The sequence below is a fragment of the Fictibacillus barbaricus genome, from assembly GCF_014635025.1.
In the GTDB taxonomy this organism is placed as follows: domain Bacteria; phylum Bacillota; class Bacilli; order Bacillales; family Fictibacillaceae; genus Fictibacillus; species Fictibacillus barbaricus.
The window spans coordinates 1276719-1288820 of record NZ_BMCE01000002.1; the positions used below are offsets into that span (position 1 = coordinate 1276719).

Annotated in this window: 9 protein-coding genes and 1 other annotated feature (1 of these 10 cut by a window edge); of the genes, 5 read left to right on the top strand and 4 right to left on the bottom strand. The window is 42.8% G+C overall.

The annotated features are described in order from the left end of the window. Positions 1 to 76 precede the first annotated feature (76 nt). A complete protein-coding gene (locus IEV52_RS15975) occupies positions 77 to 619 on the top strand; it encodes a GNAT family N-acetyltransferase (RefSeq protein WP_188403486.1) in 543 nt (180 codons plus the stop codon). Positions 620 to 863: 244 nt separating this feature from the next. Then, positions 864 to 1994: an endonuclease gene (locus IEV52_RS15980; protein WP_229754356.1), complete on the top strand. Its 1131-nt coding sequence runs from the start codon at positions 864 to 866 to the stop codon at positions 1992 to 1994. 47 nt (positions 1995 to 2041) lie between these two features. Here the strand turns inward: IEV52_RS15980 and mraY are convergent, their stop codons facing one another. Continuing rightward, positions 2042 to 2992 (bottom strand): phospho-N-acetylmuramoyl-pentapeptide-transferase, encoded by a 951-nt coding sequence (gene mraY, locus IEV52_RS15985; RefSeq protein ID WP_188403488.1) that lies wholly within the window; start codon positions 2990 to 2992, stop codon positions 2042 to 2044. 229 nt (positions 2993 to 3221) lie between these two features. On the opposite strand from mraY, the gene IEV52_RS15990 reads away from it, so the two are divergent. Continuing rightward, positions 3222 to 4883 (top strand): serine hydrolase domain-containing protein, encoded by a 1662-nt coding sequence (locus IEV52_RS15990; RefSeq protein WP_188403489.1) that lies wholly within the window; start codon positions 3222 to 3224, stop codon positions 4881 to 4883. Between the two features lie 219 nt (positions 4884 to 5102). Here the strand turns inward: IEV52_RS15990 and fdhD are convergent, their stop codons facing one another. Then, the gene (fdhD, locus tag IEV52_RS15995) at positions 5103 to 5897 is read right to left on the bottom strand and encodes a formate dehydrogenase accessory sulfurtransferase FdhD (RefSeq protein ID WP_188403956.1); all 795 of its coding nucleotides are present in this window, start codon (positions 5895 to 5897) and stop codon (positions 5103 to 5105) included. A gap of 19 nt (positions 5898 to 5916) precedes the next feature. Beyond that, entirely contained in the window at positions 5917 to 6261 is a 345-nt protein-coding gene (locus tag IEV52_RS16000) for a Na-translocating system protein MpsC family protein (protein WP_188403957.1), read from the bottom strand. A gap of 339 nt (positions 6262 to 6600) precedes the next feature. Here IEV52_RS16000 and fdhF point away from each other — a divergent pair, with 339 nt between their 5' ends. Then, positions 6601 to 9528, top strand: coding sequence for a formate dehydrogenase subunit alpha (fdhF, locus tag IEV52_RS16005; protein WP_188403958.1), 2928 nt, complete (start codon positions 6601 to 6603; stop codon positions 9526 to 9528). Positions 9529 to 9543: 15 nt separating this feature from the next. After that, a complete protein-coding gene (locus tag IEV52_RS16010) occupies positions 9544 to 10023 on the top strand; it encodes a helical membrane plugin domain-containing protein (RefSeq protein ID WP_188403490.1) in 480 nt (159 codons plus the stop codon). A gap of 222 nt (positions 10024 to 10245) precedes the next feature. On the opposite strand, the gene lysS is transcribed toward IEV52_RS16010, so the two are convergent. Further along, entirely contained in the window at positions 10246 to 11793 is a 1548-nt protein-coding gene (gene lysS / locus IEV52_RS16015) for a lysine--tRNA ligase (protein WP_188403491.1), read from the bottom strand. 67 nt (positions 11794 to 11860) lie between these two features. Next, positions 11861 to 12102: a binding site (T-box leader), on the bottom strand (it continues 32 nt past the right edge of the window).

Here is a 12102-nt window from a genome sequence, read left to right on the forward strand (position 1 = left end):
AATAACTGCATACTTGTTTTCCTTTTGTTATGTAATAAAATTATAGCGTACTTTACGATCTGAAGGGGTGTGCGAAATGGACTTAAACTATGAGATTCTTACTGAAGAAAAGATTGAGCTTTGCAGGGATGGATGTAATGAACTAATGGCCTTTCAAAAGTCAAAAGCATACATAACACCAGAATTATTTGACTCGATGAATTTTGAAACGCGTCTAGTTCCCTCTGTAGAGAAGGCATTATATAACTATATAGTGGTCGTCAAGGATGGTGATGAAGTGGTAGGTTACGTTTATTCCAATATCTCTCCAAAAGAAGTTTACTCAAACGAATTTGCTACCTTTTTCGACCTTTCCTCTGTTCATGGAACTGTTGTCGGCTGTTTATCTCAGTTTTATATAAAGGAAGATTACAGACAATACGGGGTGGGCTCTACCCTTTTTAACATGTCCATGAATTGGTTAAGTCAGTTTGATATGGTTGAAGATTACTTTATCTATGTTTCGAATGGGAACGATAATGCTTTGGAATTTTATAAGAGAAAAGGCTTTAAGGTTAGCCATGATATATTGGACGGATTTATAACTGTTTTACGCAGTAAAAAAGTCAGTCCAAAGTAATTTTTTGTTTTTGCTCTAGGCACTTCTGACTGTTTTTCACCCTCCAGTACTTCGTCCCTTTGTAGCTAGTTTTATAGATTTACAAATCTGTAAAATGAAGTTAATAAAATGATTGTAGAATAAAACCTGTTTCTCCAACATCTAGAATTTTTTCTGCTAAATGGGGTCGAAAATAAAATATATGGAGGCGTTGATGTTGAAAAGACATGGAAACAAGAAGTTCCTTTCTCTTTTCTCAGTTGTCATTGCTTTAGTAGTTAGTACTCTAGCATTCATCCCGACTCTTCAAGCTGCCGGTGATGGATCCTGGTCAAGTCCGTATTCTGTATCACAGGCAAAAGCAAACCAGAACAACAGCTTAAAAACGGTACAAGGTTATGTGGTGGGACAGCCTACTTCAACCACAACTGTTGTGACAAGCAACTATCCGAACGATTATGCGCTTGCTTTAGCAGACAGTGCATCTGAGACAAACACTGCCAACATGGTGTATGTTCAGATTCCTACTTCTTTTCGTTCACAGTTTGGTTTAAAAACAAATCCTAGTTTAAAAGGACAATCTATTAAAGTTACAGGCTACTTAACGGCTTATTTTTCACATGCTGGTGTGAAGGACGCAACGGCAATGGAAAAAACATCAGGTTCTACACCTACAGATCCTCCTACTGACCCAACCGATCCGCCTGCTTATGATGACACGTATTACAATTCTGCTAGAGGTCTTACGGGAACAGCATTGAAAACAGCCCTTCATAACATAATTGACGATCATACCGAGCTTTCCTATACAGAGGTTTGGGAAGCATTAAAGGTGACCGACCAAGACCCAAACAACACTAATAATGTAATCTTGTTATATACAGGACGTTCACAGAGCAAAACATCTAATGGCAGTGACGTTAACGATTGGAACCGTGAACACGTTTGGGCAAAGTCTCATGGTGATTTTGGAACGACGATGGGTGCGGGTACTGACATTCATCACTTACGTCCGACAGATGTAACTGTAAATAGCTCTAGGGGGAACCTTGATTTTGATAACGGCGGCACACAGCACTCTGAAGCACTCGGCAACTATTATGACAGTGATTCTTGGGAACCGCGTGATGCTGTAAAAGGTGACGTAGCCCGCATGCTTTTTTATATGGCCGTCCGTTACGAAGGCGATAGCGGTGAACCTCAGCTTGAAATGAACAATACTGTAAATAACGGAACAGCTCCTTACCACGGAAAATTATCTACACTATTGCAATGGCACTTGGAGGATCCAGTAGATAACTGGGAACGCAACCGAAATAACATCATATATGAGCAGTACCAGCATAACCGTAATCCTTTCATCGACCACCCTGAGTGGGTCGAGGAGATCTGGTAAATAAAAAAAGGCAGCGAGAAATCGCTGTCTTTTTTTATGGCTATATCCTACATAAATATCTCAAAGTAGATGAGGCATATTCCACAGGCGGCCCATGAGACCATCGCAAATACGGTAACGATCATGTTTTCAGACCAGCCATACTTTATTCCATAATGATAATGAATTGGCGTAAAGCGGAACAGTTTCTTTTTCGTACGTTTAAAATAAGCTACTTGGATGATGACCGATAGCTGTTCGGCAAGATAGATGATAAATAGGATCGGAATCAAGATTTCTACGTTTTCAATGATTGCGAGAAATGATAACGTCCCTCCTATCGCTAAAGAGCCTGTATCCCCCATAAACGCTTTTGCCGGATATAAGTTATAGATCAAGAAACCAAGAATGGTTGCAATCATCACCAGACAAAACACTTTCACTTCTGTATTCTCACTAATGACAAAGAAAAAGAAGTATGTAGGTATGGACACCATTCCTAACAGCCCGTCCATTCCGTCTGTGAAATTGATGGCATTTGCGGTTCCGACAATGAACAAGGTGATTATAACTAGATAAAAGACATAAGGGAAGACAATATTTAGTGATTCCGTCACACGGATGCTCGTATCAATATCGAAAAGATCAATGCCAATATACAGGAGAAGAATCGTAAACGCAAATTGAAAAATAAGCTTTGTTTTTCCAGAAACACCACCTGGATCTTGTTTTGATGCTTTCCAAAAATCATCAAGAAACCCAATAAAACTAAACAGCACAAACGTACCTGCAAGAAAAAGCATCACAGGACTCGTAGTATAATAAAGGGCTACGAATATCCCTACAAAAAAGACACTTCCCGCCATAAGAGGTGTTCCCTTTTTTTCCTGATGATCGGCTGGCAGTTCAACTCGAATGGGCTGTGTCAGTTTCAATTTTTTTAAGGTAAAAATCAAAATTGGTGCTACTAAAACCGTTAATATAAACGTAATAAAAGCAGGGGTTAGCTGTAAAAACACGAAAGTGGCTCCTCTCTCGTTCGTCCACCTTAACAATTCGATAAAAGGGGAAATGTTCCTTTATTTTCATATAAAAAAGACTGCTCTTTCTCAAGAACAGTCCCTTTCCATTTGAGGATCTATGTACAAAGTAATACGTCTTCAATAGGACTTATGCGCGATGGACACTGCTAAGCAGGATTGTTACTGTTATAAAGTGTAAGAATTTTCAGAATAAGGAGACGTACATATGAGAGGAAAACGGGTTTTAGTTTGTACCATGCTAAGTACAGCCATGCTTTTATCCAGTGTAACCCCTGTAATCTTTGCTGAAGGTTCTTCGAAAGAAAACCATGTAAGACCGGGTGATTGGAACCGCCCTGTTCCATCATCTGCAGTTCTTCACCCAGGCACTCCACAAAGTGCATCGTTAAAAAGTGAACCTCTTAACCAGATTGATAATTTCATTGCGCAAGAGATGGAAAAGCGAACGATGCCAGGTGCTGTCGTGCTGGTTGCGCGCAGCGGCAGTATTGCAAAACACGATGCCTATGGCTATTCCGCTCGTTACACGGACGATAAGTTTACCGAGATGGAAAATCCGGTTAAGATGCAAAAAGACACGATCTTTGACATCGCATCGATCTCCAAGCTCTTTACTACAACTGCCGCCATGCAGCTGTATGAACAAGGAAAATTCAACTTAGACGACCCAGTCGGAAAGTATATCCCAGAGTTTAACGAAAACGGAAAAGAAAACGTAACGATCAGACAGATCATGACACACACTTCTGGTTTTGTTGCATGGATCCCACTTTACAACATGGGAACAAACCGGGAAGACCGACTGCAGATCGCACTAAAATACAAACTAAATAAGCATCCAGGTACCACATATACATACAGCGATCTTAACTTGATCACACTTGGTGTGCTAGTAGAACGGCTCTCTGGACAGCGACTCGATGAATTTGTAAAAGAAAACATCACAGAGCCTCTTGGGATGAACGATACGATGTACAACCCTCCAGCAGAGCTTCGGGACCGCATCGCCGCAACAGAATATCAGCCAAACATCGGCCGTGGGCTGGTCTGGGGCAGTGTTCACGATGAGAACGCCTGGAGCCTTGACGGTGTAGCTGGACATGCCGGAGTCTTTTCAACAGCTAAAGATCTTGGTATTTTCGGTCATATGATCCTGCAAAAAGGAAAATATGGCGGAACCGAAATATTGAGGCCAGAAACGGTACGCTTGTTAACGGAAAATCAGCTTCCTCAGTTCCCGAGCAACTCACACGGCCTTGGCTGGGAGTTGAATCAAGGCTGGTACATGGACTCTCTGGCAAATGAAGAAACGCTCGGCCATACGGGCTATACCGGAACATCTATGGTGGTATCACCTAAAAATCAGATGATTGTTCTAACGTTGACGAACCGCGTCCATCCTTCCCGGGCAACCGTATCCATAAATCCGATCAGGCGCAAAGTTGCTCAGCTTGCGGGTGATGCCATTTCTGTACCAATGGAGCAAAGAGATAACGCGTGGTTCGCTGGTTACGGGGATAATTTAAAAAGAAGTCTCACGTTTGGTGTAGATGAAGGTGAACGCACGATTCATTTTGAGAATTGGGTTAGCCTAGAAGATGGGAGTGACAAAGGTCTTCTCCAAGTTTCAGAAGATGGTGAAGCGTGGAGGAGCTTACCTGAAGTTTATACCGGTAAAGAAGAAAAATGGAATCATGAGAAAGTGGAGTTGCCTGAAGGAACGAAGTTTGTACGGTTTGTATATCAGACTGACGCTACTGTAAACGGCAGGGGCTGGTATGTGAACGATGTGTTTGGTACGGATTCGAGCGGTGAGAAGAAACGATTAGAAGTGATTGAAAACCAGTGGGACGAACGGGATTGGTAAGATCTTTAAAGCAGTTTCGCTATTGACAAAAAGCAGTTCCTGTTGAATGAGGGGAACTGCTTACTTCTCTTTATTCTGTTTTCTGTACTTCACGGAATTTTTGCTCTTCATCACGGAAAAAAAGAGGATAATCACGGAAAAATTGCCTTCAATCACGGAAAAAACATCACTAATCACGGAATTCCTTTACACCGCACAACCTCGCACTTACACTCAGCTTTACTCCGTTATAATTCTTTCCGGCCTTGTATACACATTCATAGAATCGCCACGGATAAATCCAACAGTCGTAATGCCTAATTCTTCTGCTGATTGCAGCGCAAATTCAGTTGGTGCTGACTTAGACAATACGATCTCACAGCCGATCTTCGCCACCTTCAACAAAATCTCAGATGATATCCGCCCGCTAAACACAAGAATCTTATCCCCTATGAAAATATCATTTCGTAAACAATACCCGTATATTTTATCGAGTGCATTATGACGCCCGATGTCCATCCGGCTCAGAACAATTCCGTTCACATCACAAAGTGCAGCGTTATGAACCCCGCCTGTCTCTTGAAAGATCCCAGCCTCGCTCTGCATCTCTTTCATCAACCTGAAACAGTCCTCAGGCGTCACTTTTATCCGTACATCATTCATAGATTTTGCCATTAAAGCATCACTGGCAAACACAAACCCTTGACGACTCATTCCACAGCAAGACGTTATGTATCTTTTATTCTGCAGATTTTGATACAGCGGGTTCAGACGATCTGTTGTCACATGCACATAGCTGCCGTCTTCTTGTACCCACATATCTTTCATATCTTTATAGTTTCGTATAATTCCTTCAGAGGCCAGATAACCAACCACCATGTCTTCTATGTACTCGGGGCTGCACACCATCGTCACGAACTCTTCCCCGTTGATTTTAATCGTCACCGGAAGTTCAGTCACAATCGTGTCTTCCACCTGTGTGGCTTTCCCGCTTTTAAACTGAAGAATTTCACGCTTCGTTACAACAGGCTTCATGATCAAATCCACCACCACTCTATGCAATAGGTTTATCAAACACAAACACCGACACAGCCATGTCTTCATCAACTTTAAAATCAGAGAACAGATGAACAAACTTGGCACCTGTTACATCTTCCAATCCTTCTGGAGGTGCAGTCGCGTAAACATCCTGAATAAGGCGTGTTCTTGCTGCATGCACCATTTCCTTGCCCTCTGCCGTTCGGGCAATAAACTTTTCGGTAGGCGTTAAATTCCCGTACATCGTCGAGATCGCCATGTTTTCTACAAAGACAGTATGGATCTTTTCCGGTCCTTTTCCTAACAGGTTTTTTCGCAGTTTGCGGATAATATCATTAAAGTCATGCACTTTCTTAGACACTTGAACCATCACCACTGTTTCTCCATTTTTTACTAATCATACATGAAGTACTTACTTTTCGCACGTGATAAATATGAATGTAAGTTTACAAGTCTTATTGTTCTTTCCCAATGTAAACGCTATAATAAGAAGAGAAAAGTTGGAAGAAGGAATAGTTGTCACTGTTTTTCTTCCCTCTTACTGAATTACATAACTGAAATGTTGGATTGGCTAAATAGTACGCTCTGCTATTAAACTATTCCACCATGAACTCGCATTTTCTGTACGTGTATAGAATTTGTGCTTTCGTGGTGGATTTTTTTGTATCTTCAAACGAAAGGAAGGTTCTAAATGGATAAAATGATTCAGATTTCAATTGACGGGAAAACGTACGAAGCTCCATCTGGCACGTCGATTCTCGATATTATTAATAAAAATGAACTCCCTCATCCCCAGATTTGCTATACACCACAAGTTGACCCGATCGAGACATGTGATACGTGTATTGTAGAAGTGGATGGGAAACTCGTGCGTTCGTGCTCCACAGCTGCTCTTGATGGTATGAGTATCGAACGTTCTTCAACTCGAGCGAAAGATGCCCAAAACCAGGCGATGGACCGCTTGCTCGAAAACCACCTTCTCTATTGCACAGTGTGTGACAACAACAATGGAAACTGTAAGCTGCATAACACGGCTGAACTTATGGAGATCGAACACCAGGCTGTTCCTTATTCTCCAAAAGAAGAGCCAGTAGATATTGATATGTCTCACCCATTCTACCGCTATGATGCGAATCAGTGTATCACGTGCGGCCAGTGTGTGGAGGTTTGCCAAAACCTGCAGGTCAACGAAACGCTATCGATCGACTGGGAACGCGAACGTCCGCGTGTTATCTGGGATGCAGGTTCGAGTATAGACGATTCGTCTTGTGTGAGCTGCGGTCAGTGTGTAACGGTTTGTCCGTGTAACGCCCTTATGGAAAAATCCATGCTTGGTGAAGCTGGTTTTATGACTGGGTTAAAAGAAGATTTGCTCGAGCCGATGGTCGAACTTGTAAAAGAAGTCGAGCCTGGCTACAGCGGTATTTTTGCCATCTCCGAAGTGGAAGCGGCTATGCGTGAAACAAGAACGAAAAAGACGAAAACGGTTTGTACATTCTGTGGTGTAGGCTGTTCGTTCGAAGTATGGACAAAAGGCAGAAAGATTTTAAAAGTCGAACCAAGTGAAGGTCCGGTAAACGCGATCTCAACGTGCGTAAAAGGAAAGTTCGGCTGGGATTTTGTAAACAGCGAAGAGCGTCTTACTACCCCGCTTATCCGTAAAGATGGCGTTTTTGTTGAGTCTACTTGGGACGAAGCATTGACTATCATTGCGAGTAAGATGGGTTCTATTAAAAAACAATATGGCAGCAACGCACTTGGTTTCGTTTCTTCATCAAAAATTACTAACGAAGAAAACTACTTGATGCAGAAGCTCGCACGTCAAGTAATTGGAACAAACAACGTCGACAACTGCTCACGTTATTGCCAGTCCCCTGCAACTGACGGCTTGTTCCGCACCGTTGGAATGGGTGGTGACGCTGGAACGATTCAGGATATCGCGCAAGCTGGTCTTGTAATTGTCGTTGGCGCTAACCCAACTGAAGGGCATCCAGTACTAGCGACACGCGTTAAACGAGCCCATAAGCTTCACGGCCAAAAACTGATTGTAGCCGACCTTCGTAAACACGAACTTGCTGAACGCTCTGATATTTTCATGAGTCCGAAACAAGGAACGGACCAAGTGTGGCTCATGGCGGTTACAAAATACATGATCGATCAAGGCTGGCACGATGAGGAGTTTATTGAAGAAAACGTTCATTATTTTGATGAGTTTAAAGAAGTTCTGGAAAAATACACACTTGAATACGCAGAAGAGATTACAGGTCTTTCTCAAGAGATGATGATCAATGTTGCAAAAATGATCCGTGACGCTGATGGTACTTGTGTCCTCTGGGGTATGGGTGTTACGCAAAATACAGGCGGAAGTGATACGTCTGCTGCGATCTCAAACCTGCTATTAGCAACGGGTAACTACCGCCGTCCTGGGGCTGGCGCTTACCCTCTTCGTGGCCACAACAACGTTCAAGGGGCTTGCGACATGGGAACTCTTCCTGCTTGGCTTCCAGGCTATCAGCATATTACCGATGACATAGCCCGTGCGAAATTTGAAAAAGCATATGGCGTTCCAATTGACGGCAAGCCTGGTAAAGATAACATTCAGATGGTTGAAGCAATCGGTACTGGTGAGATCAAAGCGATGTATTTGGTCGGAGAAGACATGGCTTTAGTCGATTCCAACTCAAACCACGTTCATGAAATGTTGTCTCAGCTTGAATTCTTTGTTGTGCAGGATATTTTCTTAACGAAAACCGCGCAATATGCAGATGTTGTGTTACCAGCAGCTCCTTCTCTAGAAAAAGAAGGAACGTTTACGAATACAGAACGCCGTGTTCAGCGTCTGTACCAAGCACTGCCGACAACTGGGGGTTCTCGCCCAGACTGGGAGATCATTCAAGCGATCGCAATCAGAATGGGAGCAGACTGGAACTACAGTCATCCGAGTGAAATTTTTGAAGAGATGGCTAGTCTCGCACCACTCTTTGGTGAAGCGAACTACGATGTGCTGGAAGGCTGGGGCAGCTTCCTATGGGGAGATTTTAGTGGAAAGAGCACGCCGCTTCTTTACACAGACGGCTTTAACTTCCCTGATAAGAAAGCCCGTTTCGCATTATCTGACTGGATGCTTCCAGCTGAGTTTCCTGAGGAGTTCGATCTGCATATAAACAACGGGCGTATGCTCGAACATTTCCATGAAGGAAACTTAACGAACAAATCGAAAGGGATACAACACAAGGTCCCAGATGTGTTCGTTGAGGTATCACCTGCCCTTGCTGAAGAACGCGGTGTTGTTGATGGGTCTGTTGTTCGGTTGATCTCTCCTTTTGGTGCCGTTAAGCTGAATGCACTCGTTACAGACCGCGTCAAAAACAATGAGCTCTATCTGCCGATGAACTCAGTCAATAACGAGACGGCGATCAACTTTTTAACAGGTCCTGCGCTGGATCACCGTACGCATACACCAGCTTATAAGCAAACAAAGGTACGCATGGAAATCATCAGCCGTGAAGGTGAAGTGAAGCTTCCTGGCAACAATCCGAGAAACAAAAAACGTTATCCGCAGAACGGTGTAGAAGTGGAGCGTAAATGGAACCGTCCAGGTTATGTTCACCTGACAGATGAAGTGTAAGGAGGCGGATTTAATATGGCACAGCCAATTACCGTTGTAAAAAAGAACGAGAAAACAGAAGATCAGGTTCAGCAGGAAAAACTGGCTGAGTTACAAAAAGCATTAGCTGAAAAAGATGAAGCGTTGAAGAGTGCCCTTGATTTTATTGGTGAACTAAACAAGATTGGCGCTTTGGAAGCCGCGAACGCTATGCTTGAAGCAAAAGACAAGATTGCAAGTATCGCCCTTGGCCAAGCTTCCCGCGAGCCTGTAACGAATATGATAAACAACCTGATGGGTGCAGCTGGCGTCTTAACGAAGATGGATCCTGAGGTAACAGAGAGATTGTTAGACAGTGTGGTTACTGGTGTAAAGTCAGGCGAAGATTTTGTAGATAGCGACAAGAAGATCAGTGCATTCGATTTAGTTAAGTCTCTGAAAGACCCTGATATCAACCGTGCAGTCGGATTTGGCCTTCACTTTTTGAAAGGCATGGGGAAAGAGCTAAAAAAATAAAAAAGGAAAGGTGATGCTCTAAGTCGGGCGTCACCTTTTTTTCATGAGTGTACGAAACGAATGCTGAGGTTGTCGAATGGACAGTATTTTGCTGAAAGTCGACAGTATTTTGCTGAAAGCAGACAGTAATTTTCGAAAACCGGACAGTAAATCTCTAGAAGTGGACAGTATTATTGTAAAACCCGATAGTAACTCTCTGAAATGGATCAGATACCTCCATAATTAAAACGATAAAAGTGCAATCAACCGCTCTTTTCCCACTGAATGAACCAACAATGGTATGCGTGGACCGCTCTTACTATCCAAAACAAGCTGATAAATGATACGAAACAACCTTTTTTGGTTGTTTTTTTTCACTTTGGGATCATCATCGTGACAAATATCATATACGTTCCTCATCAGTTCATCATCTTCAGGTTCTGAACAATCCTGCAGCACCCCAACAAAACCACTTATCCACTTCTTTTCTGTTTCAGTTAATCCTACGTATAACGGTTCATTTCTTTCATCACGAACATGAAGCACTTTTTTAGGACACCAATTCCAAAGCCAATACTCGGCTCTTACACATACTTCTTCAACCTCTTCTAATCTGTACACCTCACCTGTCTTCTCTAAAACATCACGTACTAAGGAAGCATTAAAATTTACGAGCGGCAAAACGGACGCCACTTGCCCGAACTTTAGCCTCTTCCCTGTACCTGTTGAACACCCGGACAATTCTTGTGCTGCTCGTATCTCCTCTTTTACTTGTCTCGGATCAGTTCCGCGATACCGTTCAAATTCCGTATAGTTTCGGATGACATCCTCATCTAGCCCGATGTGAAAAGCTGTGTTGGGCTGGTATTTTGCAAACAAGAAGAGGATAACTTCCGGCGAATAGATCCGCAATAACTCTCCAGGCGTAATGTTGTTCCCTGATGAACTCGACATCTTCTCACCGGTTCCTTTAATGCTGATAAAGTCGTATGGTTCATATTGCGGTGCTCGATGGACGAAGATCTTAGAAACTATCTCACTTGATACACGATAGCTCCCTGTCGCTGAGGAATGGTCCCTTCCACCAGGCTCGAACACCACGTCTTCCGCCACCCATCGCATCGGCCAGTCAATTTTCCAGTTTAGCTTTATATTCATAGCTTCTAAAACCTCAACTGAGTTTGAATGACCACATGAACATGAATAACTTAATTCTCCATTTTTGAAGCTATTAACGTTTACCGTATCCTTTCGACACCATTCACAATATACATTCACGGGGTAAAAATTTTCTCGCTCCTCATCACATGGTTCTGAAGTTTTATAGTTCTTTAAAATGTCGTAGATCTGCTTTCTTTCATTCAACGCATGAAGAATCTGTGAGTTATATCTTTTTGATCTGTACTCCTTACTCTGATAAATAAACTCCGGCACAATGCCGAACGCTTGTAACGACGTCTCAAACTCTTTTTCAAAGTGCTCGGAATACGAGTGATGGCACCCAAACGGACACGGAATCTCGGAGTACGGCAAACCAATGTATTGTTCAAATGACGCATCCACGTTCTTAGGCACTTTGCGAAATCGATCAAAGTCATCCCATGAAAAGATGAAACGCGTTTTCTTTCCCATACTCTGAAGTGCTCTTACTACAAAGTAGGTTGTCACCACTTCTCTAAAGTTCCCAATGTGGACCGAACCAGACGGACTAATGCCGGACGCGCAGACAAAGGTTTCTCGATCCGGATATTTACGTGTTAATTCTTCTGCTATTCGATAAGCCCAATGCATGATTGAATCACCTCTTCAATGTAATAAAAAAGAAAAACAAAAAAGCCCTCACCCCAAGATTATTCATCTTGAGGACGAGAGCTTATGAGCATTCGTGGTACCACCTCAGTTTGTTAATATGTCACCATATCAACCTCTTCAGGTACGGCAATGAAAAACAATCACTTGCGTATACCCTATCTCTGTAACGGGAGATCCCGTTGTAGTATCAGCAAGAATATCCCTGCATCCGTACAAAGCTCAGAGTCTTTTTTCATTAAGAGTATTATTGCTCTTTTCCACCAACCAAGAGCTCTCTGTAAATAATGA

Bases quoted from the DNA above. Each gene is read 5' to 3' on its own strand.
- IEV52_RS16010 (WP_188403490.1), top strand. From the start codon at position 9,544: ATGGCACAGCCAATTACCGTTGTAAAAAAGAACGAGAAAACAGAAGAT.
- IEV52_RS15990 (WP_188403489.1), top strand. From the start codon at position 3,222: ATGAGAGGAAAACGGGTTTTAGTTTGTACCATGCTAAGTACAGCCATG.
- fdhF (WP_188403958.1), top strand. From the start codon at position 6,601: ATGATTCAGATTTCAATTGACGGGAAAACGTACGAAGCTCCATCTGGC.
- lysS (WP_188403491.1), bottom strand. From the start codon at position 11,793: ATGCATTGGGCTTATCGAATAGCAGAAGAATTAACACGTAAATATCCG.
- fdhD (WP_188403956.1), bottom strand. From the start codon at position 5,897: ATGAAGCCTGTTGTAACGAAGCGTGAAATTCTTCAGTTTAAAAGCGGG.
- IEV52_RS15975 (WP_188403486.1), top strand. From the start codon at position 77: ATGGACTTAAACTATGAGATTCTTACTGAAGAAAAGATTGAGCTTTGC.